This is a genomic window from Pseudomonas putida (genome assembly GCF_009883635.2).
GTDB classification, from domain to species: domain Bacteria; phylum Pseudomonadota; class Gammaproteobacteria; order Pseudomonadales; family Pseudomonadaceae; genus Aquipseudomonas; species Aquipseudomonas putida_W.
This window is the reverse complement of record NZ_CP026115.2, coordinates 6,024,133-6,047,166: the sequence shown is the minus strand read 5'-3', so window position 1 is coordinate 6,047,166 and position 23,034 is coordinate 6,024,133. Positions and strand designations below refer to the sequence as shown.

The following is a 23,034-nucleotide window of genomic DNA, read 5'->3' as shown; positions in this document are numbered from 1 at the left end:
GATTTCTGAATGGTTTTTTAGTCGGCATCTGTATCTTTTAATCCCTTTTCAAGGCTCGATAATGGCGCAATGATACTTGGCGCAAGGAGCGTGTGGTGGAGAAGGGGCCCTATTTTTCAATGGCATGGCGACAGATTTTCGCAACTTCAAAGTTTCCCGTTTTGCTGTAGGAAATTTCTTAAAGTTAAATTCGCTGCACCTTTAATAGGCGACCCGCTTGTGCGGCGGATGAAGTTGTGAGGTGACGCCGTGAGTATTGTTCACGACCAGGCTATGCACTTTATCTACCAACAGGTGCTGGAGCGCCTGTTGAGCCATATGTCCAAGGAACAACGTGTTTCGCTGCAACTGTTGATCCAGCGTTTGCTGGTGGCCGCCGGTGGGCCGGAATACATCGGTACGTTCAGGTTGCTGGTGATGCAGGGGGGCGATCGCCGTAGTGCCCGGCTGTTGGCGATCTTGCGTGCAGCCCAGCTGAGCATCGCCTTGCGGGCCCCCGTGACGTTCAAATTACGCGTGCTGGTGAGCTGTTTGCCGGCAACCAGCAGTGCGCAACTGGAGCAGCACGAGCGCCACTTCAACGCCTTGTTCATGCATGACGACCCGCGCGTGCAACTGGAAATGGTCGATGGCGCTGCGGTGATACCTTTCTGCCGTCAGGCCGACGCCATGGCTCGGGATAGGCCGTTGGCACGTGAAGCTTTGCTCTTGTTCGGCCACCTCGTCGATGCGAGCCCGGACGCGCTGCTGGGCAGTCGCACGCACCTGGAGCTGGCCGATGCCCTTCGTCTGGCGCTGGTCACCTACCCGAGCGCCGATGCGCTGGTCACCGCCATGCCGGCCAGCCAGCGGCGGCGGTTTGCGGCCTGGGCCCGGCGGAGCCTGCGCCAGGCAGGTGTAGAAGCCCCGGACACGCTGCATCAATGTGTTGAAAACTTGGCCAACTGCCTGGGCCAGCTGCATGCCGCCGCCGGCTCACCGGGCGGGGCGCATGCCTCGCCATGCAGCGCACAGTCGAGAGCATTGCCGCTGCGGGTTATCGTGATCGACGATCTGTTTGCGCAGCTGCTCGGTGAGGGGGAACTGGACCAGGCACTGGGAGGGTGTTTCGAGCCGGCGCGGCACGCCACGCCGCTGTCGGCGTTTGTCGATCCGCTTGCACTGTCGCAGTTGCATGAACTGGCCGCTCGCTGCCAGGCGCCTGTTGCACCCAGGCAAGCATTGCGCCTGGTCAGCCCGAATGCTGAGGCGCAGCCACAGCAGGCTCGCCTGGCCAAGTCATATGGCCTCGAACAGACTCAGCTCGCCTGCATGCTGTACCGGCCGTTTGCCGATCAGGGGGCAGGGCTAGAGCATTTTCTGCAATCCCGGCACGCTGACATGCTGGTCGCATTGCCTTACCTGCATCGGGCCCTGCAAGGCAAAAGCTGCCCCGATGCGGTCAAGGACTGGATAGTGAACACCAGCGGTCTGACGCTTGCGCAACTGCGCATGGTCTACAAAGGGCGACTGGGGCCTGGTATGCGGCACTTGCTGGCCAACCTGGCGCGACGGGATGTGCAGCTGCGCTTGCTGGCATGTGAGGCCGTCCCGCGCACGTTGGCGCGCAAGGCATCACCCTGATGGGCCGTGAGTTCGCCTATCAGGTGGTGTACCGCTACTTGGTTGCGTTGATCGACGAGGCGGAGCGGGGCGGGCAGCCACGCTTGCCCTCGTTGAGGGCCTTGTCCAGGCGCCTGCGTGTTTCGCTGGCCACGGTGCAGGCCGCCTACAACCTGCTCGAACACGAAGGGCGTGTGCGCTCGGTACCAAAGTCCGGCTACTTCGCCCAGGCCGGCATCCAGGCAGGCCAGGTCGACGCGGCCCATGCGCTGCCGGCGCAGCCGCAGCTGGAGCGCGCACTGTGCGCCCATGAGCGGCGCCTGGGGCGGCTGCGCGGGCGGCCTGCGCGCATGCTGGGCGGGCCACGCCTGCGTGATGCGTTGGCAGAGCGCTACACGCGGTCTTCCCGTCAATTCTGGAGGCCGGAAGATGTGCACCTGGGCCCGGATGTGCAGGCCGTACTGGAAACCCTGCTGCTGGCGCTGGCGCTGCGAGGCGCTACCGTGCTGGTCGCTTCGCCGTGCTGCTGGCGGATCCTGCGCACGCTGCAACGCTGCGACATGCGGGTCATCGAGGTACCGCTGGAAAGCTGCGGCAGCCTGGATATCGCCAGTCTTTCAAGGTTGCTGGGATGTGAACCGGTGCGCATGGTCATCATGCCATCGTGCCTGGGGATGCCCGTGGGACGCCTGATGCCCCAGCGAGTTCAGCAGCAACTCGGTGATCTGCTGGCACTTCATCCAGTCTGGTTGCTGGAGAACGATCTGGACAGCGAGTTGTGCTTTGCCATGCCAACGAGGCGCTTGCGCGATTGCGTTGACCCGCGCTGGTTGCTGGTGCTGGGTTCGCTCGAGTTCTCAGTGGGGGCCGAGGCACCTTATGCCTACGTGCTCGGGGGCCACCCGGCCTTGCCGGAAGCGTTTGCCCAGCGCGCCTTCCAGCTTGCGCCGATGCGGCAGCAGGCGCTGGCGCAGATGATCGCGACAGGCGAAATCGATGAGCAGCTAGGCCAAATACGCTTGGCGCTGCAGGGGCGTATGGAGCAACTTGGCCAGCACTTGCGTACGGTCCTGGGCAGGCAGGTGGACTTCGACATGCCGGATGGCGGGTGCGCCTTGTGGGTGCGCCTGTCACTGTCGATGGTGGGCACACACGCCATGGCGGCGACAGCGGGCTCGGCATTGCAAGTGCTGGCGGGTGAGCAATTCAGTTTGCACGGGCGTTACCGGCAGCATCTGGCGCTGACGTGGCTGGGCGAGCAGCCCGAGGCACTGGTGGAGGCGTTGGAAAACCTGGCAGGGGACCTGGCGTTCGGCACCATTCGTCGGTAGGTCGGCGGAATGAACCCTGGTGCTTGCCTGGGTGCTCTATCTGTATGTATAAACAGTGCTCACTCTTTTTGCCCGACCCCGTCCTGTGATCGCCCACTCCGTCGATGACCCGCTGTATTACTTGCACAACTTCCGCCAGGTGCTGCTGTGGGTCGAGTCACGTTATGCCGACCTGCTCGAAGAGCAGGAGCTGGCCTTTCTCCATGCCTTTGCCGAGCTGGCGCAGCCGGCCCAGGCGCTGATGGTGCGCATGGTGATGCGCAAAGGCGAGCTGTTTCGCTGTGACCGTCTGGACTATGCCGAAATCGGTGACAGCATGGCGGCCCTGCAACCGCTGTTGGCATTGGGCTGGGTGCGCGAGCCCGAGACCCTGAGCCTTGAGCAGCTGTTCGCGCTGTTGCGCAAGGATGAACTCGCCCTCGGGTTTGCCGGGCAGTTGAGCCGTCCGCGGGCGGCCAAGGGCGACCTGCTGGAGCAACTGCGGCCCCTGGTGATGGCCCCCAGGCCCTTGCGCGAGTGGTTCGCCCAGGCCCCGGTGGGTATCGTGCAATGGTGCCTGCAGCCGCTGTGCGATCGCATGCGCCTGTTGTTTTTCGGCAACCTGTACCAGGACTGGTCGGACTTCGTGCTGGCTGACCTGGGCCTGCTGCGTTTCGAGCAGGTACCGTTCAGCCCCGACTCGCGTGCCCTGCAGCTGCGCACCGAGGTCGACCAGGCCATGGCGCTGCACCAGTGTGCCGAGCGCCTGGAACAGGGTGAGGACCCTGCATCGATCCTGGCGACACTGGCAGGCCTGAGTATCGACAACCCATGGCTCGCCCGGCGCCATGGGCGGCTGCTGTTCGCCGTTGGCCAGCAGTGCGAGCGCCTGGGTGCCTGGGACCAGGCCCTGGCAGTTTATGCCCGTAGCAGCCATGCGCAAGCGCGTATCCGCCAGGTGCGCGTATACGAGCGCAGCGAGCGTTGGCAGCAGGCCCACGCATTGGCCCTGGAGCTGGCGGCCGCACCGGCCAACGCCTTGGAAGTGCAAGCCCTGGAACGCATGCTGCCGCGGCTGGCACGCAAGCTCGGCGGGCCTGTGCAGCGCCGCCGGCGCGCACCCGCCCTGGAGCTGATCGAACTGGAGTTGCCGCGCGAGCAGGCAGCGCTGGGTGTCGAGGAGGCCGTGCGCCAATACCTGGCGCAAGCGGGAGGGCAGGCGCATTACGTGGAAAACACCCTGTTCAACAGCCTGTTCGGTCTGCTGTGCTGGGAGGCGATTTTTGCCCCGGTTCCAGGTGCCTTCTTCAACCCGTTCCAGGCGGCGCCCCAGGACTTGCATGACAGCGATTTCCAGCAACGGCGTGCGGCACCGTTCGCGGCCTGCCTGGGCCGCCTGGACGAGGGCTCCCATCGTCAGGCCATCCTCGATTGCTACACAGCCAAGCAAGGCCTGCAATCGCCGTTCGTGTTCTGGCCCATGCTCAGCGAAGCGTTGCTCGATCAGGCGCTGGCGTGCCTGCCCGCCGAGCACCTGAAACAGTGCTTCCTGCGCCTGTTGCAGGATATCCGCAACAACCGCGCTGGCATGCCCGACCTGATCCAGTTCTGGCCGGAGCAACAGCGCTACCGGATGATCGAGGTCAAGGGCCCGGGTGACCGCCTGCAGGACAACCAGCTTCGTTGGCTGGAGTTCTGTGCCGAGCATGGCTTGCCGGTGGCGGTCTGCCATGTACGCTGGAGCGAGTCACAGTGAGCTACCGCGTGGCGGTGCGGGCGTTGTGTGAGTTCAGCGCCAAGGTCGGTGACCTGGACTTGCGCTTCACCCCTTCACCCACGGCGCAGGAAGGTATCGAAGGGCACCGCCGTGTGGTCGCTCGGCGCGCCGCAGGCTATGAAGCGGAAGTCGCCCTCGAGGGCAAGTACCAGGGCTTGCTGGTGCGAGGGCGTGCCGATGGCTATGACCCGGCCGCCAACCGCCTGGAAGAGATCAAGACCTACCGCGGCGACCTGGCACGCCAGCCTGCCAATCACCGCCAGCTGCATTGGGCCCAGGCCAAGGTCTATGCCTGGCTGCTGAGCCAGGCGCGGCAGCTGCCGGCCGTCGAGGTGGCGTTGGTCTATCTGGATGTCGACAACGACAGCCAGACACTGATCAGCGAGCATTTTCGCGCCGATGAATTGCAGGACTTCTTTGAAACGCAGTGCCAGCGGTTTCTCGCCTGGGCCCAGGCCCAGCAACAGCGCCTTGCCGAGCGCGACCAGGGGTTGCAGGCTCTGGGCTTTCCTTACCCGGAGTTTCGCCAGGGGCAGCGGCAACTGGCTGAAACCTTGTACAAGGCGGTCAGTACCGGGCGCTGCCTGATGGCCCAGGCCAGCACCGGCATTGGCAAGACGCTCGGCACCTTGTTCCCGCTGCTCAAGGCCATGGTCCCGCAGCGACTGGACAAGGTGTTTTTCCTCACGGCCAAGACGCCGGGGCGGGCGCTGGCACTGGACGCGCTGGGCCAGATCAGCGCGGGCACGCCGCAGCCGGCTTTGCGCACCCTTGAACTGATCGCCCGCGACAAGGCCTGTGAATACCCGGACAAAGCCTGCCACGGCGAGTCCTGCCCGTTGGCCAAAGGTTTCTACGATCGCTTGCCCGCTGCACGGGCAGCGGCGGCCTTGCGGCCTATGCTTGACCGCGCCGGCTTGCGCGAGGTGGCGCTGGCGCACCAGGTCTGCCCGTACTACCTCGGCCAGGAAATGGCCCGTTGGGTGGACGTGCTGGTGGCCGACTACAACTACTATTTCGACGCCCACGCCATGCTGTTCAGCCTGACCCAGCTCAACCAGTGGCGGGTCGCGGTGCTGGTAGACGAGGCGCACAACCTGGTCGAACGCGGGCGCGGCATGTACAGCGCCAGCCTCGACCAGGGCCAGTTGCTTGCCTTGCGCCAGAGCAAGCCGCAGGGGCTCGGCAGTGCCCTGGACCGGCTCAATCGGCAGTGGAACGCGCTGTACAAGGACCAGCACGTGCCGTATCAGGCCAGCGATCAGTTGCCGGAGGCCTTTCTGCGTGCCCTGCAGCAATGCATCGGATTGATCCAGGAGCGCATGAATGAAACACCTGCCGAGGTCGATGCCCAGGTCCTGCAGTTCTTCTACCAGGCGCTGCAGTTCAGCCGTGTAGCCGAACTGTTCGACGAGCATTTCCTGTTTGACGTCAGCCTGCGCGAAGGCCCGCGCAAGCGGCGCCTGGCCAGTCTGTGCCTGCGCAATGTCACTCCAGCCCGGCTGCTTGCCCCGCGCATGCAGGCAGCGCGCAGTGTGACGCTGTTTTCCGCCACCTTGAGCCCGAGGCCTTTCTACACCGACCTGCTTGGTATGCCGGCTGATACCGCTTGGCTGGAAGTGGCGGCGCCGTTCCGTGCCGAGCAGCTTGAGGTGCGCATTGCCAGTCAGGTCTCGACTCGCTATCGCGAACGCCAGGCTTCACTGGCACCGATCACCGCGCTGATTGCCGAGCAGTACCAGCGTCAGCCAGGTAACTATCTGGCGTTCTTCAGCAGCTTCGACTACCTCCAGCAGGTGGCCAGCCTGCTCGCCGAGCATCATCCTGGCATCCCGCTGTGGGCCCAGGCACCAGGCATGGACGAAAGCGCGCGCCAGGCGTTTCTTGATCGCTTCGTGGCGGACGGGCAGGGGGTGGGCTTTGCCGTGCTCGGCGGGGCGTTCGGCGAAGGGGTCGATTTGCCTGGCACGCGGCTGATCGGAGCTTTCGTCGCAACCCTCGGCCTGCCCCAGGTCAACCCGGTCAACGAACAATTCAAGCAGCGCCTGGGCCGGCAGTTTGGCGCCGGCTTCGACTACGCCTACCTGTACCCCGGCGTACGCAAGGTCATCCAGGCCGCCGGGCGGGTCATTCGTGGCGACCAGGACCGCGGCGTGCTGGTGCTGATCGACGAACGGTTCGCAGAACAACGGGTGCAGCAGATGTTCCCCGCGTGGTGGCAGGTGGCCGCTAAATAATCCACGGTGGCCCCATCGCACGGCATTGCAACTCCCAGTACACTGCGTGTTCCAACACCCACATCCGCTGAACTCGAGGTTTTTGCATGACGCTCAGTCCTTTGGCAGGCAAGCCGGCTCCGGCCAGCGTGCTGGTCGATATTCCCCGCCTGCTCACCGCCTACTACACCGGCCGCCCCGACGCTGCCGTGGCGGCCCAGCGCGTGGCCTTCGGCACCTCGGGGCACCGGGGCAGCTCGTTCGACCTGAGCTTCAACGAGCACCATGTGCTGGCGATCACCCAGGCTATCTGCCTTTACCGCCAGGAAAAAGGCATCGACGGCCCGCTGTTCATCGGCGCCGACACCCACGCGCTGTCCGCGCCGGCCGCAGCCAGTGCGCTGGAAGTGCTGGCCGCCAATGGCGTGCAGGTGATGCTCTCCAAGGACGACGAATACACCCCGACGCCGGCGGTGTCCCATGCCATCCTCTGTTACAACCGTGGCCGCAGCCAGGGCCTGGCCGATGGCATCGTCATTACCCCGTCGCACAACCCGCCACAGAGCGGGGGTTTCAAGTACAACCCGCCCAACGGCGGCCCGGCCGACAGTGACGTGACCAAGTGGATCGAGGCCAAGGCCAACGAACTGCTGGCTGCGAACCTTGCCGGGGTCAAGCGCATGGAGCATGCCCAGGCGCTGCAAGCTGCCACCACCCAGCGCCATGACTACGTGACCCACTACGTGGCCGACCTGGAAAACGTCATCGACTTCGACGTCATTCGTGGTGCCAACCTGCGCCTGGGCGTCGATCCGCTGGGCGGGGCAGGGGTGCGCTACTGGTCGGCGATTGCCGAGCGCTACCAGCTGAACCTGGAAGTGGTGAACACCGAGGTCGACCCGACCTTCCGCTTCATGTGCGTGGACTGGGACGGCCAGATCCGCATGGACCCATCCTCGCCTTACGCCATGCAAGGCCTGATCGGCCTGCGCGAGCGCTTCGACGTGGCCTTCGCCTGTGACCCGGACCATGACCGCCACGGCATCGTCACCGCCGATGGCCTGCTGCAGCCGAACAATTACCTGGCCGTGGCCATCGATTACCTGTACCGCAATCGCCCGCAATGGCGCACAGACGCCGCAGTGGGCAAGACCGTGGTGTCCAGCGGCCTGATCGACCGCGTCACCGAGCGCCTGGGCCGTGAGCTCTACGAAGTACCGGTGGGCTTCAAGTACTTTGCCCAGGGCCTGTTTGACGGCACGCTCGGTTTCGGTGGTGAAGAGAGCGCCGGCGCCTCGTTCCTGCGCAAGGATGGTACGGTCTGGGCGACTGACAAGGACGGCCTGATTCCGGCGCTGCTGGCGGCCGAGATGACTGCCCGTACCGGGCGCAACCCGAGCCAGGCCTACAACGACCTGACTGCGGCGCTGGGCAAGCCGTTCGCCACCCGCGTTGAGGCCAAGGCCGATGCCCGGCAGAAGGCCGCACTGAGCAAGCTGGCGCCGGAGCAGGTGAAGTCCACCGAGCTGGCCGGTGAGCCGATTGTGCAGATCCTCAGCAAGGCGCCCGGCAATGACCAGGCGATTGGTGGCTTGAAGGTGATGACGGCCAATGGCTGGTTCGCCGCACGGCCTTCGGGGACGGAAGACATCTACAAGATCTACGCCGAGAGCTTCGTCGACGAGGCTCACCTCAAGCGCCTGGTGGAAGAGGCGCAGGTGCTGGTGGATGCGGCGATTGCCTGATTGAACTGAGCGGGGCTGCTGCGCAGCCCCCTTTCACTTATGCAACATCGACCAGGACAATCTCGCTGTCTTCGATCGCGGTCACCCGCAGCACTTCTTCTTCCTCGATCGCCACGCCATCCCGGCCCTTGGCACGCAGTCCATTGACTTCCACCAGCCCCTTGGCCGGCACCAGGTAACCCCGGCGCCCGGCATCGAAGCGGTATTCGGCGGTTTCGCCAGCCTGCAGCGTTGCTGCAACCAGCCGTGCATCGGTGCGGATCTGCAGGCTGTCCTCATCTCCGGCGCGGCCACTGGCCAGGGTCACGAAGCCTTCGCCACGCTCACCTTTCGGGAACGGGCGGGTCCCCCACGACGGTGCATCGCCCACCCTCTCCGGCACGATCCAGATCTGGAAGATGCGGGTATCGACCTCTTCCAGGTTGTATTCGCTGTGCACGATGCCGCTACCGGCACTCATCACCTGCACGTCGCCAGCTTCGGTACGGCCCTTGTTGCCCAGGCTGTCCTGGTGAGTAATGGCGCCTTCACGCACATAGGTGATGATTTCCATGTCGCGGTGCGGGTGAGGCGGGAAACCGCTGCCTGCGGCAATCAGGTCGTCGTTCCAGACCCGCAGGTTGCCCCAGTGCATGCGTGCCGGGTCGTAGTACTCGGCAAACGAGAAGTGGTGGTGGGCGTCGAGCCAGCCGTGGTTGGCGTGGCCGAGGCCTTCGAATGGTCGCAGTTGCAGCATGGTCGTGCTCCTTGAATCAGTGGAATGGAGCCATGATGCGTGAAAAATAGATCGAAAATAAGCGTAAATATCGGCTGATTATGATCATTAAAATAGATAGATAGTGGCGATGTGGATTATGCGATTCATCGCCTAATCCACTGATCTGAAAGCATTCGCTGGTGATTTTCGGCAGATGCGGCGAACATGTCCGCTGATCTGATTTTCAACGGAGTGACCGTGGCCCACGAGCAACCCCAGGCCCCCGCCGAACTGACCCCGCCCGCCCAGTTACCTTGGTTGCGTCGCTTGGCCGCCCGCCTGCTGGGCCGTGGCTTGAACCGCCTGCAGGCGCAGCACCGCGACTCCTGGTGTCTTGGTTACGAGGCAGGGCGCCAGGTGCTGGTTATCCGCGACGCACGCCCTGACACCTGCGCTGTGCCCAGGCAGGACGACAACCTGTTCGACGATTGGCGCCTGCCGTTGAGCGCCGAACTGAAAAAGCGCTTCAAGGCCGACGTTGCCCAGCGCCTGCCCGCCGAGGCCCAGCCCAGCGCGGCGCAGTGGAAGCTGATCTTCAGCGACACCCCGTCCACCTGCGTGGTGGCCGGCGCCGGGGCGGGCAAGTCGACCTCGCTGGTACTGCGCATCCTGCTGCTGCGTCACTACCTGGGCTACGAGCTGGACGCGATGACCGTGGTCACCTTCACCCGCGAGTCACGCAAGGATTTCATCAAGCGCCTGGTGCAGGTGTTCGCCCTGTGGCAGCTCGACCTGCAACCGGCCAAGGCCCGCGAGCTGGTGCGCACCTTCCATTCGCGGATCCTGCCGTTGGTGCGCAGCCTGCCGGGCTTCAGCCAGGTGCGCGCGTTCGAGACCCTGGGCAACGAGATGCCGGCCGGCCGTGAGGCGGAAGCCGAGAGCAACCCGTTCGACCTGCGCCTGAACGATGCCCAGCGCCAACAGCTCAACCAGTGCTACAGCCAGTTGCTCGGCGACAGCCCGCGCTTTGCCGAGATCGTCGCCACCTTGCGCCGCGAGGCCCTGCAACTCAAGCCGCTGGACCCGGACCACCCGGATGTGCAGAAACGCGTGCAGGTCACCCAGCTGGCCGCCCAGCGTGACGAAGAGTTGTGCGACGTGATCGAGGACCTGTGGTTTGCCGCTGGCGCCTGGCCGATCAAGGGGATCGAGCCCTGCCGCGAAACGGTCGAGATCCGTGGTAGCCGCTTCCATGTGCACGGGCGTCTGGAAGGCCTCGAAGCCTGGGTGGTGCTGGGCTTCGACCCGGCGGAAAGCGCCCAGTACCAACGCCCCGGCGCCAAGCTGGCGGTGCGTGCCGAGTGGGCCGTCAAGCGCACTCTGCTGCAGGCGTTCTGCGACAAGCCGCTGATCTGGCTCGACAACTACGCCATGGCCCGGCGCCTGGCCGCATCACTGGCCGGCGATGCCGTGGCCGGGCCCGGCTTCGAGTACAAGGTCAAGGGCGAGCTGGCCCCAGCGCCGCTGCTCGACGCCTTCGTCGGCGCCGCCAACTTCATCGAGAACCTCGGCCTTGAAGTGAATCCGGCCGTGGCAGCCATGAGCTTTCCGTCCGGCGATCCCGACGCGCTGTTCTTCGAGGCGTTGGCCCTGTACTGGAAGGCCCTGGAAGCGCACCTGCTCGACCAGTCGCCACCGGTGATGAGCTACAACCGCATGTTCGCCCTGTTCGGCGAGAACAACCCGGAGAACCTGCAGCTGCTGCCCGACCCGCTGCTGCGGCCACTGGCGCACCTGATGATCGACGAGTTCCAGGACGTCTCGCCGCAGATCGTCAGCTGGCTGCGTGCCAGTCTCGCGGAAATCCGCCGCCGCGGCCCTGCCATGCACACCGGGCGCAATGCCCAGCATTCCTCGCTGATGTGCGTGGGTGACGACTGGCAGTCGATCTATGGCTGGCGGGGCAGTTCGCCGAAGTACTTCATGGAGTTCACCAAGGCTTTCCCGTCGCCGGCCAACACCCGGGTGATGCTGGTCGACAACTACCGCTGTCAGCAGCAGGTGATCGATGCCGCCGAACATCTGGTCAAGGGCACCCCAGCCATTGCCGGCAAGAAGGCGTGGGCCAGCGGGCCGGCTGCCGAGCTGAGAGGATCTCCGGTGCGGGTCTTCGACCGTGATGAGGCGGCGCTGGGCGAGACACTGATCGAGCATTACCAGCGCGGCGAATCGGTGATGATGCTGTACCGCAAGGGCAGCGACAAAGCCCTGATGAACGAGCACCTGCAAAGCGTCCTGCACGCCGAAGCCCTGCTGCCCGCCGAGCAACGGCGCCTGCGCCAGCTGACCTACCACAGCGCCAAAGGGCTGCAGGCCGATGCAGTGTTCATGCTTGGTGATTGCCAGTACCTGACCAGTTCGCCGTACAAGAACCAGGTGTATCGCCTGGCCGGGTTGGGCAAAGCCGGTGATGCGCAGCCGTTCGACACGGCGCAGAAGGAAGAGGTGCAACGCCTGGCCTATGTGGCGGTGACACGGGCGGTCAGGCACTGCTACTGGCATGTCGAGAGCGCCAACGGCGAGGTGGCGGGTGCGCCTCGCGCGTCGGCCCAGGTGGATGGCCGGCAGGCCTTCTTCGAAGACCTGCGCGGCCATTGAGCCGCGTTCAAGCGTCGATGACTTCCAATTGCCGGGTAAGGCTGAGCAGCAACCCGGCCTCCACTTGCTGTTGCTCGTGCGTCAATGCGCTCGTGGCGTTGTCGAACGCTTGCTGCCCGAGGGGTACGCGGCGTAACGCGCCGTGTTCGTCCAGGGGAGGGGCTGGCATGACCGGAGCCAGTGCACGTGTTATGGCGCTGTCCAGATGGGTGATAGGCTCGTAGTCTGCGTCCCAGCAATAGAACAGATAGTCGAGGCCAGGGCGCCAGAAGTCGGTGATGGCCTCGAACTGGCTGGCATAGCGTACTTTCAGGTAATTGATCCAGACTGGCTGTTGGCACGTCCACTGCTGCCGGGCATCGGTGTCGGCGTCGAACGTGCGCACGGCAGCCTCCACGTTGCCGATAATCTGCCGATTGATCCTCGCCGCGTCACGATAAAGCATGCCGCTGCTAGGTTCGGGAAAGTCGAGCGTGTGAGCCAGGGACTGGCGCAAGGCCAGGCGGACTTCAATATCGTCGACCAGGCCCGTCTCCAGGTCGACATCGGGGAAGGCAGTGGGCACATCCAGCGGGTCATAGGCCGGCAATTCTTCGTCCATGACGTTGTCCAGCAGGGCCTGCTTGCGCTGACCTCGCCTGAAGCTGATGCGATCTGCCAGTTCATTGACCTTCTCCCGGCGATACAGTTGGCGGTACAGGTCGAGCAGTGGTTTGGCGGTGCCATGCGCCTGGTCGAATGCATCACTGGCCAGCAACTCCACTTCCAAGGCGCTGAAGGCTTCGGCGCCTGCGTCACCACAGGTGGGCGGGTACAACTGTGCAACCTCGTTAAGGCGCTCGCGCAGCGCGGAGTTTTCACGAGCCCGCTCCAGCAGCGCCCAGACCCTTTCACGCAATCCTTGCGGATCGCGTTGTGCTTCCTTTGAATTGACCAGCCGTTCCAACACGGCTTGCAGGTCACCGTTTTCGCTCTGTTCGAACAGTTCGGTCCACAGCTGTTCTTGCTGTGTATTCGCCCAATCACGCCAGAACCCCTGCCACTCGGGGCGTTCGGGAGGGTGCTCGAAGACGTTGACGCCACTGGCCAGCAGGCGTCTGCGCGTTTCGGCTTCCAGACCGTTGTAGTTGAATAGCCAGCGGCGCTCGGACAGGTGGGCGCTGACATCACGCGCATAGGGGCTGCGAAGGATGTTCGACAAGTCTGCAATGTGATGGATGCGGTTGGATGAAAGGTCCAGAAAGCGCAGCTGATATTGAGGCTGGCTCATCAAGGTGGTGAGGCCCTCGGGCCATGCGGGTAATGCGCAGTTGTTAAGATCCAGATGTTGGAGGCGGGCCATGTAACGGACATCGGGTGCACGCTGCAGTGGGTTGAAGCTGAGGTCCAGTCGCTGAGGATGAACCAGATCCTGAAAACGCTTGGCGAGGTTCTCATCGAGGGTGATGCGGTTGCTACCCAGCCTCAGGATGTCCAGTGGTCGACTGGCGAGAAAGGTCAGCGTGGTTTCATCCAGAGTCAGTTGGTTGCGCCGCAGGTTCAGTTGGCGCAGGTCGGGCATCGCCGTCAGTGCGTTTTGCGCGGCGGGTGTGAGGCTGGCAAGGCCATTGCTAGTCAAGTCCAGGCTGCGCAGGCGGGGCACCGATGCAAGCGCGTCGAACAGCCCCTGGGCATCGATCGCCGGGTTGCGGGTCACTTCCAGCACCTGCAGATTGGGAAAGCAGGACAGGAATTGGGCATCCAGTTGCTGCAGCTCCAACCCCGTCAGCTTGAGTTCGCGGATATGGGGCAGACGGGCGGTAACTGCAGGCATCCGGGGTATGCGCATACGCTCCAGCACCAGCGTTTCGCGATCACTTGCGCCTTCCCGTCGCCAAGCCTCTTCGAGCAGCGAGGCGCAGCGCTGTCGATCCTGCCGCTCGAACACGTCAGTGGCGCCCCAGATCCAGTTCTTCAGATCGCGGTCAAGCGTTTGCAATTCTGCTTGCAACTCCTTGACCGCAGCGCCCAGATCACCCGTTTTGCTCAGCTCGGCCCGCAAGTCAGAGATCTGGCTGGCGTTGAGCGAGGGGAACAGCGAACGGAGCCGATGTTCAGCAGCACCCACACTGCCTCGGCCACTGAGCGGGTAACCGATGCGACCATGGGCCAGGCGCAGGGGGGAACGCCAGCCTGGCTTGATAGGCTGCTGGCCTAGCAGCGTGGCACAGCCCGATCGGTCGGCAACGGCGAAATCCAGCAGTTGGGCATCGTTCGCGTGCGGATGTTTGGCCAACAGGGCCTGGCGCAGCTTTTGGCTGTCGGAGTTGGCCAGGCTTGTTCGATACAAACCAAGCACGGCGCGGTCAAGGCGGGTGCGGGCTTGCAGGTGGCGTGCTTCTTCCGCCACGCGCAAGGGCACGCGGCCTCCCGCCAAACGTTGGCGTTCGCTGTGGCTGGCCTGTTCGACGAGCGCTTGCAGGGCACTGTCGGGCACACCGGGAAACTGGCGGCTGATGGTCTGCGCTTCGATGCTCAAGGGTGTTCGCCGGCTTCCAAGCAAGCGCTCGAAGACGTCGACGCGACGCGTTGTCAGGCGGCTCGCCAATTGCTCGTCCAAGGCCCTTGCCCGTTGTTCGGGAGCAATGCCAGGTAGCAGCTGCTCGATTGCGTCCTCATCCATTGCGGCCAGGACGACCATGCTCAGGTGGCCTTGTTCAAGGTCCTCGCGGCCGATTTCGATCTGCACCGTGTCACCTGCGTCCGGCGCACCATAATAGGCGGCATCTCCCCATTTTTCGGCGCCGGTGAAGACCTTCAGCCTGTAACGTGCCGGCCAGTCTGGCAGGCTCACCAGTTCAGGAAGGGCCAAGTTCTTGTAGGCAGCAAGCGGCAGGCCATGCCGAACCCGGTTGATGATGTCCGTTGCATCGTTGTCCAACTGCAGACGCAGCAGGATATCGGTCAGCAAGGCCGGTGGGCGCGAGCCGTTGACCTGGTGGTAACGCAGAACATCAGCGCTGTCCCCGGCAATACGCAAGGCTGCGAGCTGCTCCACTGTCTGCAGGCCCTGGCTGAATGTGCCAAGCGCGTGCAGCAGCTTTTCATCGTTCCAGCCGAGCGGGTCGTCATGGGTCAACTGCCAGCGCTTGTCGCCCAGGTAACGCAGGGGGGGGGCGTAGGCGTCGGTGCTGGCAGGGTGGCGGACACACCATTGCCGGTCGGTGTTCTCGAACGCTTCATACAGCTGACCCTCCAGCAGTACGTGGCGCTTGCCGTTGACGCTGTACAGCCCCCAAGCATCGGCCTGCGCATCGGCAGGCAGTGCTGCATTGCTGGCGTATGAGCGCATGTCGGGTTTCCACAGCTGTTCGCGGCCATCCTTCCACACGCTTTCCAGTGCATCAACGAAGCCCGACGCCTTGAGTGCGTAGGTACCGGCAGCGAAGCCGGCAATCACCGCCGCATTGACCGCCAGCGATTCAAGCTGACCCAGCGCTTCTTGGGTATCGCCTTCCTCCCAGGCTTCGAAGCCGGTGAACACCGAGTCCATGATCTGGTAGGCGAACACGCCTGACATGACGACATCCAGCCCCGGGACAAAGAAGGCGGCGACATTGAGCAGGTTCATGCCGGAATCCAGCCAATGCTGGAGACGTTTCTGGCGTGCCGCGGCGTTGGCATCTGCGGTAGGCACGGCGATCGCTTTGGCGTCAGCCAGGAGGCGCAGCTTGTGGTCGTTGAACAGGACGTGCCATATCGGCAATGCCAGCGGTGTGGGGACGATAGGGATGTGGGGGAGCTTTCGCGGCTTGCGCCCGCCCGTGTCGGTTGTTTCGAACAGGGCGGCTTCGAGCTTGTGGCTCAGCTCGACCTGACTGCTCTTGTAGGCGTTATTGACCAGCCGACGGCGGAACTCGGTTTGCAGCAACCGTCTGCGCAAGTGCGCGCCGACGTCTTGCAATGAATTGAACTCCCTTATCGGGTGTTCAGAGTCATTGGGGATGTAGAGTACGCAGGGGGTTGCCTGGCCCGGAATATCAGAGCCCATTAACAGCACATCATGGATCGGGATGCCGAACAGGCTGAAACGCCAGCAGCGCAGAGGCCGATCGTTGTAGTACGGCTGGCTTTCGTTGTTGCACAACCCCACCAGTGCTTCGCGGCCTGCCTTCGTCAGCAAACCTTTCAGCCAGGCGATCATGACCTGGACTTTGAGCACCTGGCGCTGTGCCTGCCCCCAAAAACGTTCGATCTCAACCCTTCTGGGGCCTTCGTAAATGGCTTGCAGATGGTTCTGGTACTTCTGCCCAAGGTCCAGTGCCCGGCATTGACGCACGAATGCCAAAGGTTGGAGCCGGGGTAGTGCAGCATCGTTTTGCGGGCCAAGGACCAGCGTGTCGTAAGGCCCCACTTCATCGAGCCCTTCGAAGTTGTGCAGGGCTGCCTCCAGCAAGGAACGCTTCTGTGCTGGTCCCTTGGGCCGCGTGCTAGTGGGTTCGAGTTCCACCGGAGGGGCGAGTTCGAACTCCAGGCCAGGCGGGTTCATCCACGGGGTGAAGATCTCGTACGGTTGCTGGACGTATTGCGCCTTGTCTACCTCGACATCCAGATTCAATTGTTCTTTCAACAGGGGCTTGCAGAACGTCCTGATGTCCTGGAACCCCTTCAGTGCGCCCTGCAAGGCCTTGAGCTGGTTTTCCCGATAGCCGATGAGGCGCCGCAGTAGCGCCTGGTCATCGGGGGAGGCGGCCGCATACCAACTGTAGGGCACACCGTTTTCATCCAGGTAGTCCTTGCGCAGGCTGCGCACGATGTGGCGAGTGTGGTCAGGGTGCATCGTCTGGGTCCAGGCGGGCAAGCCACGGATGATCTGGGCCTGATGGAGGGGGGGAGCTGTCTGCGTCATGCTGTTGGCACTCTGGAGTATGGAGTCTTCAGTCGAGCGCATTCGGTCCAGGCGCAGGTGGTACTTAGTTGGGTCAGGGTCGGTCCTGTGCACGCGAGGGTCGGTAGCAGGCCAGCGTGGACAGGGCTGTTAGGGGATGGTGGAGTCCGGCATGGCGTGGGCATGCCGTGTGGGTGGCGCCGTTGTGGCCTGCTGCAGGCCGGCGCTGCGTGATGCCTGGCCATGGGCCGGCACTCTGTCAGGGAGAACTCCGATGCATTCGCTGTGCAGTCCAAAGGATCACCTGCTGGACCTCGAGGGTATTGAAATTGCGGTAAGGACCTGGGGGCCTGAAGATGGCATCCCAGTCCTGGCCTTGCATGGCTGGCTGGACAATGCAGCCTCGTTCGAGCGCCTGGGGCCGCTGTTGGAGGGCTGCTTCGTGGTGGCCCCTGACCTGGTCGGTCACGGCCGTTCCGATCACCGCCGCCATGACAGTGGCTATTACCTCTGGGAACATGCCGAGGACATGCTGGCCGTCACCGACAGCCTGGGCCTGTCCCAGTTTCATGTGCTCGCCCATGGCATGGGCACCGGCATCGCCTCGCTGCTGGCTGCCATGACCAGCGGCATCGCCAGCATGATCTTCCTCGATGGCATCGGTGCGCCGTTCACCGTCGCCGAGGACGATCGCGTGCAGCACCTGGCGCGTGCCTATCGGCTGAAAAAGATGGTCCAGCGCAGCCAGTTGCGGGGTTTTGGCGAGCCAGATGGCAGCCGGTTCGACAACCTGGAGACCGCGCTCGAACAACGGCGCAAGCGCCTGGATGGCGAGTTGAGCGAGGAGGCCGCCCGGCTGCTGGCACTGCGCGACTTGCTGCAGCTGGCCGACGGTTACAGTTGGCGTCACGACCCACGGCTGGTGCTGCCCGAGCCCATGCCGCTGACCGAACGCGAGGCGTGCGACCTGCTGCGGGAAATCCGCTGCCCGTTGTACCTGATGTTCGGCAGGCAAGGCGCATTCACCGGCACGGGCTTCGAACAGCGTCAGGCGGCGTTGCCAGGCCATGCCAAGGTGTCCTGGCACCCGGGCGGGCATCATTTCCACCTCGAGGCGCCGGACCGGGCACTGGTCGACCAGATCCTGCGCATCCTCGCTCGGCATGAAGGCGGCCTGCTGCAGCGCCTGGTGAATGAATAGGCGGTGATGGTCAGCGAGCCAGGTCCTGGGCTATGGTGGCGAACGTTCACGGGCACTCGCCAAAAGGAGACCTGGCATGCGACCGTTCACCATCAAGCACATCGATCACCTGGTGCTGCGGGTCACCGACCTGCCGCGCAGCGTGGCCTTCTACCGTGACCTGCTGGGTTGCACGGTCAGCCGTGAGCGCCCGGACCTGGGCATGGTCCATCTGGCGACCGGCACGGCAATGATCGACCTGGTAACCCTCGACGGCCCGCTGGGCCGGCCCGGTGGTGCGGCGCCGGGGGCAGAAGGGCGTAATCTGCATCACTTCTGCCTGCGCATCGAACCGTTCGACGAACAAGCCCTGACGGCTTACCTACAAGCAGAAGGCGTCGCCGTCGAAGCGGCCGAGAAGCGCTATGGCGCCGAAGGCGAGGGGTTGTCGCTGTACTGTTTCGACCCTGATGGCAACCAGGTCGAACTCAAGGGCCCGGTCGAGGGAGCGGCATGACGCAGGTCGACGCGTTCGAGCACTGGATCGATACGCCTGACGGCAAGCTGTTCGCCCAGGACTGGCAACCCCTGAACGGCCAAGGCGTGCCGATCATACTGTTGCACGACTCGCTGGGCTGCGTTGCCTTGTGGCGTGACTTTCCCGAACAGCTGGCCGCGGCGACCGGTCAGCGGGTGATTGCCTATGACCGGCTAGGCTTCGGCCGCTCCGCTGCGCACCCAGGCCGGTTGCGCCGTGGCTTTGTCGAGGCCGAGGCGGAGCAGGGCTTTGCGGCGTTGCGCCGGCAACTGGGCATCGGCGACTTCATCGTCTTTGGCCACAGCGTCGGCGGCGGCATGGCCGTCGGCTGCGCAGCGACCCATGGCAAACATTGCCGAGGCCTTATCATCGAATCGGCCCAGGCCTTTGTCGAGGACCTGACCTTGCAGGGCATCCGCGAAGCCGATCAGCAGTTCGCCGCACCAGGTCAGCTGGAGCGCTTGGCGCGGTATCACGGCGACAAGGCCGAATGGGTGTTGCACGCGTGGGTGGACACCTGGCTGGATGATGCCTTCGCCGACTGGAACCTGGATGCGCTGCTGGCGCAGGTGCATTGCCCGCTGCTCAGCCTGCATGGCGACCAGGACGAATTCGGTTCGCCAGCGCATCCACGGCGCTTCACCACGCTGGCCGCCGGGCCGAGCGCGATGTGCCTGTTGCCAGGCTGCGGGCATGTTCCGCACCGGGAACAGGCCAAGGTGGTCCTGGCCGAAGTGCAGCGGTTTCTGGGGTGATGGCATCTGGCGATGCTGGCAAGTGGATATTGCCGCAAAGCCGATTATGCTTCAGTTACCTTGCTGCGATTCGAGGCAGCTGACCTCGTCGTGCTTCGCGCAACCAATGCTAGCCCTAGGGCCTGGGTGCGACGGTGAAATGGGTGTGAGGTACTCCGGCCTGCGATAACGACAAGACGGAGGCAACCCATGGCGGTTCTCGACAGCGCTTCCACGGGCAGTAGCGCGCCCCAACGGGGCATTACCAAGGAGGAGCGCAAGGTCATCTTCGCCTCCTCGCTGGGTACCGTGTTCGAGTGGTACGACTTCTACCTGTACGGCTCGCTGGCAGCGATCATTGCCAAGCACTTCTTCGCCGGCGTCAATGAAACCACCTCGTTCATCTTCGCCTTGCTGGCCTTTGCTGCCGGCTTTGCCGTGCGTCCGTTCGGAGCCATCGTGTTCGGCCGCTTGGGCGACATGATCGGGCGCAAGCACACCTTCCTCATCACCATCGTCATCATGGGCCTGTCCACCGCAGTGGTCGGGTTGTTGCCCAGTTACGCGGCGATTGGCGTGGCGGCACCGATCATCCTGATCACCTTGCGCCTGCTCCAGGGCCTGGCGCTGGGCGGCGAGTATGGCGGGGCGGCCACCTATGTGGCCGAGCATGCACCCAAGGGCCGACGCGGCTTCTTCACGGCGTGGATCCAGACCACCGCCACGCTTGGCCTGTTCCTCTCGCTGCTGGTGATCCTGGCCTGTCGCACCATCATGGGCACCGAGGTGTTCGAGGCCTGGGGCTGGCGGGTACCGTTCCTGCTGTCGATCCTGCTGCTGGCGATTTCGGTGTACATCCGCATGCAGCTCAACGAGTCGCCGGTGTTCCTGAAGATGAAGGCCGAAGGCAAGGCGTGCAAGGCGCCGCTGACCGAGTCGTTCGCCCGCTGGGACAACCTCAAGGTGGTGATCATGTCGTTGCTCGGTGGCACTGCCGGGCAGGCGGTGGTGTGGTACACCGGGCAGTTCTACGCGCTGTTTTTCCTGCTGCAGATGCTCAAGATCGACCCGCAGACCGCCAACCTGCTGATCGCAGGTTCCTTGCTGATCGGTACGCCGTTCTTCATTTTCTTCGGCAGCCTGTCGGACCGTATTGGCCGCAAGAAGATCATCATGGCCGGCTGCATCATCGCCGCGCTGACCTACTTCCCGATTTTCAAGGCGCTGACCGAGTACGGCAACCCGGACGTGTTTGTCGCCCAGGAGCAGAACCCGGTGGTGGTGGTGGCAGACCCTGGGCAGTGCGCGTTCCAGTTCGACCCAGTAGGCAAGGCCAGATTCACCAGCTCCTGCGACATCGCCAAGAGCCTGCTGGCCAAACGTGCGATCCCCTACACCAACCAGGCCGCCGAGCCTGGCAGTGTGGCGCAGATTCGCATCGGTGAACGGGTGATTCCGAGCTTCGACGGCAGCAGCCTGGCGGCGGCTGATCTGAAGACCCAGAGTGACGCCTTCACCGCGACCATGAGCGGCGCCTTGAAGGAAGCGGGTTACCCGGAAAAGGCCGACCCGGCGAAGATCCACTATCCAATGGTGCTGTTGCTGCTGACCATTCTGGTGATCTACGTGACCATGGTCTACGGGCCAATCGCCGCGTGGCTGGTGGAGCTGTTCCCGGCGCGTATCCGCTACACCTCGATGTCGCTGCCGTACCACATCGGCAACGGCTGGTTCGGTGGTTTCCTGCCGACCGTGGCGTTCGCCATGGTGGCGGCGACCGGGGATATCTACTACGGGCTGTGGTACCCGATCGTGATTGCGGTGATGACGGCAGTGCTGGGGATCTTCTTCCTGCCGGAGACCAAGGACCGGGATATCAGTTAGGCAGGATCGGCCTCTTCGCGGCTTTAGCCGCGAAGAGGCCGGCACAAGCAAAAATCAATCGAAATAGCCGCGCAGGCTGAAGGCATAGCCAATATCCACCCCTTTGGCCTCACCCCGATTCCAGCGTTTCTTCAGCACGAACTCGAACGCCGGTTCGTACAAGCCGTCCCTGATCAGCGCCCCCGCCAGCACCTCGACGTCATACCAGCCATTGTCCAGCTCGATGATCGGCCGCCCCGGCACCTGATAGCGGGCTATCAGGTCACCCAGCGTCTTGTTGGTGAAATGCTGCAGGATGCGCCAGGTGTAAAGCATCACCGCACGGTGCTCGACCTGCAGCACATAGCCATTGCGCCGGTGCTTGAGGCGGCTTCCGGGCTCTAGCAGGGCCGGTGTGTAGCCATCGAGGGTGAACAGGATGTGGTAGGGCAGGTTGTCGACCCCCGCCAGCGGCACCACCACGCCTTCGGCCACGGCCCTGTCGCCGCTGTCATTGCTGGTGAACTCGCGGGCCAGGTCGTCGGACAGGTGGTTTTCGTGTTTGAAACGGTCGAGCAGCTGGATATCGCCCAGCAGGAAATAGTCGACCAGGTCGTTGAGCACTTCGCTGAATTCGTGGCGCATCTGTTTTCCTTGTTGTGGCGCACGGGATACAGCTGCAATGTAGCCAATGGCAGCATTGGCTGCCATGGGCGCGGCTCAGTGTTTCTGGGCGATCTGGATCAGGTTGCCGCAGGTGTCGTCGAACACCGCGACCGTGACCGGGCCCAGGTTGGTGGGCTCCTTGGTGAACTTCACGCCGGCTTTGCACAGCCGGGTGTACTCGGCCTGGATATCGCGCACGCCGAACGAGGTGGCCGGAATGCCGTCCTGTCTCAGCGCTTGCTTGTAGACCTTGGCCGCCTGGTGCGCATCGGGCTCCAACAGTAGCTCGACACCATTTGGGTCATTGGGAGAGGTCAGCGTCAGCCAGCGATGCTGGCCCATGGGGATGTCATGCTTGGGCTCGAAGCCCAGTACGTAATGGTAGAACGCCAGAGCCTTGGCCTGGTCGTCGACGAGGATGCTGGTGACAACGATCTTCATAGGCGCACACCGTACCTGCGGGTCGTTACCTACCAGTAAAGACGCTTTGGACCGATTCACCAGCCCTGAGCGTTGAGGCGCTTCTGCGCTGCGTCAGATTTGTAATACCTTTCGTTGATTTGTGTAAGGCTGTTCCCTAACAGCACCAAACCACTTTTTCCCCCTGCGAATGCAACTATCGTGCGGTTCCTTCACACGCGTACAAGGAACAGACATGACGCTCAAATCCATGCTCGTTGCTGCCGCCATCAGCATCCCGGCGATCACCCAAGCAGCCACTCCTGAGCCGATCAGGATCCCTGTCGGGGCCCCAACAATGGTTCATCATTTGAAATACGAGGTGATGTATAGCGAAAAGCCGTTCGAACTGGCGCGCATCTACTACTACGACAATGGTATCTACAAGATCGTGTCGCCTGGCGAGGATCATTATGGTGTGTACGTGATCGTGGGGCAGTCGACCGATTCGGTCTACAAGATCAGTTACCTGTCGCTGCCCTCCGAAGATTGGGGCGGAAATGTCGCAAGGCACGACCTGACCTTCGACAATCAGAAGCAGGTTTTCACTCAGCAAGCCCTTGCTTACACGGACCAGAAGATACCCCCGCAACACGGCACCTTCGTTCAGGCAGAAAACACGGCTATCGATCATGCCGGTGTTAACTGGCTACGTCCCTGACGGCAGGTCTGGAGCATTGACACGTATTTCGTAGTATCAATGTACAGGTGGACTCGCTGCC

The 23,034-nt window shown here is 63.4% G+C and carries 15 protein-coding genes; 11 read left to right on the top strand and 4 right to left on the bottom strand.

Annotation, left to right across the window (positions count from 1 at the left end):
• Positions 1 to 249 precede the first annotated feature (249 nt).
• The 5 genes from C2H86_RS27440 to pgm all read left to right on the top strand — a co-directional run bounded on the left by C2H86_RS27440 (position 250) and on the right by pgm (position 8,650).
• Complete coding sequence (locus C2H86_RS27440) at positions 250 to 1,623, top strand: hypothetical protein (RefSeq protein ID WP_159410765.1); 1,374 nt, start codon at positions 250 to 252, stop codon at positions 1,621 to 1,623.
• Complete coding sequence (locus tag C2H86_RS27435) at positions 1,623 to 2,933, top strand: GntR family transcriptional regulator (protein WP_159410764.1); 1,311 nt, start codon at positions 1,623 to 1,625, stop codon at positions 2,931 to 2,933. The genes C2H86_RS27440 and C2H86_RS27435 overlap by 1 nt, the downstream gene beginning before the upstream one ends.
• A gap of 85 nt (positions 2,934 to 3,018) precedes the next feature.
• Positions 3,019 to 4,668 (top strand): VRR-NUC domain-containing protein, encoded by a 1,650-nt coding sequence (locus C2H86_RS27430; RefSeq protein ID WP_159410763.1) that lies wholly within the window; start codon positions 3,019 to 3,021, stop codon positions 4,666 to 4,668.
• Positions 4,665 to 6,926 carry an ATP-dependent DNA helicase gene (locus C2H86_RS27425; protein WP_159410762.1) on the top strand — a complete coding sequence of 754 codons (2,262 nt, stop codon included), beginning with the start codon at positions 4,665 to 4,667 and terminating at the stop codon, positions 6,924 to 6,926. The genes C2H86_RS27430 and C2H86_RS27425 overlap by 4 nt, the downstream gene beginning before the upstream one ends.
• Positions 6,927 to 7,012: 86 nt before the next feature.
• Positions 7,013 to 8,650 carry a phosphoglucomutase (alpha-D-glucose-1,6-bisphosphate-dependent) gene (pgm, locus tag C2H86_RS27420; protein WP_159410761.1) on the top strand — a complete coding sequence of 546 codons (1,638 nt, stop codon included), beginning with the start codon at positions 7,013 to 7,015 and terminating at the stop codon, positions 8,648 to 8,650.
• 37 nt (positions 8,651 to 8,687) lie between these two features.
• Here the strand turns inward: pgm and C2H86_RS27415 are convergent, their stop codons facing one another.
• Positions 8,688 to 9,386, bottom strand: a complete 699-nt coding sequence (locus C2H86_RS27415) for a pirin family protein (protein ID WP_159410760.1) — start codon at positions 9,384 to 9,386, stop codon at positions 8,688 to 8,690.
• A 186-nt stretch (positions 9,387 to 9,572) separates the two neighbouring features.
• Here C2H86_RS27415 and C2H86_RS27410 point away from each other — a divergent pair, with 186 nt between their 5' ends.
• Entirely contained in the window at positions 9,573 to 12,005 is a 2,433-nt protein-coding gene (locus tag C2H86_RS27410) for a UvrD-helicase domain-containing protein (RefSeq protein WP_159410759.1), read from the top strand.
• A 7-nt stretch (positions 12,006 to 12,012) separates the two neighbouring features.
• Here the strand turns inward: C2H86_RS27410 and C2H86_RS27405 are convergent, their stop codons facing one another.
• Positions 12,013 to 16,824 (bottom strand): NEL-type E3 ubiquitin ligase domain-containing protein, encoded by a 4,812-nt coding sequence (locus C2H86_RS27405; RefSeq protein ID WP_240349658.1) that lies wholly within the window; start codon positions 16,822 to 16,824, stop codon positions 12,013 to 12,015.
• A 322-nt stretch (positions 16,825 to 17,146) separates the two neighbouring features.
• Here C2H86_RS27405 and C2H86_RS27400 point away from each other — a divergent pair, with 322 nt between their 5' ends.
• The 4 genes from C2H86_RS27400 to C2H86_RS27385 all read left to right on the top strand — a co-directional run bounded on the left by C2H86_RS27400 (position 17,147) and on the right by C2H86_RS27385 (position 21,208).
• The gene (locus C2H86_RS27400; RefSeq protein ID WP_159410758.1) at positions 17,147 to 18,073 is read left to right on the top strand and encodes an alpha/beta fold hydrolase; all 927 of its coding nucleotides are present in this window, start codon (positions 17,147 to 17,149) and stop codon (positions 18,071 to 18,073) included.
• Between the two features lie 76 nt (positions 18,074 to 18,149).
• The gene (locus C2H86_RS27395) at positions 18,150 to 18,569 is read left to right on the top strand and encodes a VOC family protein (RefSeq protein WP_159410757.1); all 420 of its coding nucleotides are present in this window, start codon (positions 18,150 to 18,152) and stop codon (positions 18,567 to 18,569) included.
• The gene (locus C2H86_RS27390) at positions 18,566 to 19,345 is read left to right on the top strand and encodes an alpha/beta fold hydrolase (RefSeq protein WP_159410756.1); all 780 of its coding nucleotides are present in this window, start codon (positions 18,566 to 18,568) and stop codon (positions 19,343 to 19,345) included. The genes C2H86_RS27395 and C2H86_RS27390 overlap by 4 nt, the downstream gene beginning before the upstream one ends.
• Before the next feature lie 189 nt (positions 19,346 to 19,534).
• Positions 19,535 to 21,208, top strand: coding sequence for an MFS transporter (locus C2H86_RS27385; RefSeq protein ID WP_159410755.1), 1,674 nt, complete (start codon positions 19,535 to 19,537; stop codon positions 21,206 to 21,208).
• A 54-nt stretch (positions 21,209 to 21,262) separates the two neighbouring features.
• Here C2H86_RS27385 and C2H86_RS27380 read toward each other — a convergent pair whose 3' ends face one another.
• A complete protein-coding gene (locus tag C2H86_RS27380; protein ID WP_159410754.1) occupies positions 21,263 to 21,832 on the bottom strand; it encodes a hypothetical protein in 570 nt (189 codons plus the stop codon).
• Positions 21,833 to 21,907: 75 nt separating this feature from the next.
• Positions 21,908 to 22,294, bottom strand: coding sequence for a VOC family protein (locus C2H86_RS27375; RefSeq protein ID WP_159410753.1), 387 nt, complete (start codon positions 22,292 to 22,294; stop codon positions 21,908 to 21,910).
• 214 nt (positions 22,295 to 22,508) lie between these two features.
• On the opposite strand from C2H86_RS27375, the gene C2H86_RS27370 reads away from it, so the two are divergent.
• Positions 22,509 to 22,973 carry a hypothetical protein gene (locus tag C2H86_RS27370; RefSeq protein WP_240349657.1) on the top strand — a complete coding sequence of 155 codons (465 nt, stop codon included), beginning with the start codon at positions 22,509 to 22,511 and terminating at the stop codon, positions 22,971 to 22,973.
• Positions 22,974 to 23,034 lie beyond the last annotated feature (61 nt).

Coding starts and splice junctions, on each gene's coding strand:
- C2H86_RS27435 (WP_159410764.1), top strand. CDS start 1,623: ATGGGCCGTGAGTTCGCCTATCAGGTGGTGTACCGCTACTTGGTTGCG.
- pgm (WP_159410761.1), top strand. CDS start 7,013: ATGACGCTCAGTCCTTTGGCAGGCAAGCCGGCTCCGGCCAGCGTGCTG.
- C2H86_RS27415 (WP_159410760.1), bottom strand. CDS start 9,386: ATGCTGCAACTGCGACCATTCGAAGGCCTCGGCCACGCCAACCACGGC.
- C2H86_RS27410 (WP_159410759.1), top strand. CDS start 9,573: ATGTCCGCTGATCTGATTTTCAACGGAGTGACCGTGGCCCACGAGCAA.
- C2H86_RS27405 (WP_240349658.1), bottom strand. CDS start 16,824: ATGCACCCTGACCACACTCGCCACATCGTGCGCAGCCTGCGCAAGGAC.
- C2H86_RS27400 (WP_159410758.1), top strand. CDS start 17,147: ATGCATTCGCTGTGCAGTCCAAAGGATCACCTGCTGGACCTCGAGGGT.
- C2H86_RS27395 (WP_159410757.1), top strand. CDS start 18,150: ATGCGACCGTTCACCATCAAGCACATCGATCACCTGGTGCTGCGGGTC.
- C2H86_RS27390 (WP_159410756.1), top strand. CDS start 18,566: ATGACGCAGGTCGACGCGTTCGAGCACTGGATCGATACGCCTGACGGC.
- C2H86_RS27385 (WP_159410755.1), top strand. CDS start 19,535: ATGGCGGTTCTCGACAGCGCTTCCACGGGCAGTAGCGCGCCCCAACGG.
- C2H86_RS27380 (WP_159410754.1), bottom strand. CDS start 21,832: ATGCGCCACGAATTCAGCGAAGTGCTCAACGACCTGGTCGACTATTTC.
- C2H86_RS27375 (WP_159410753.1), bottom strand. CDS start 22,294: ATGAAGATCGTTGTCACCAGCATCCTCGTCGACGACCAGGCCAAGGCT.
- C2H86_RS27370 (WP_240349657.1), top strand. CDS start 22,509: ATGACGCTCAAATCCATGCTCGTTGCTGCCGCCATCAGCATCCCGGCG.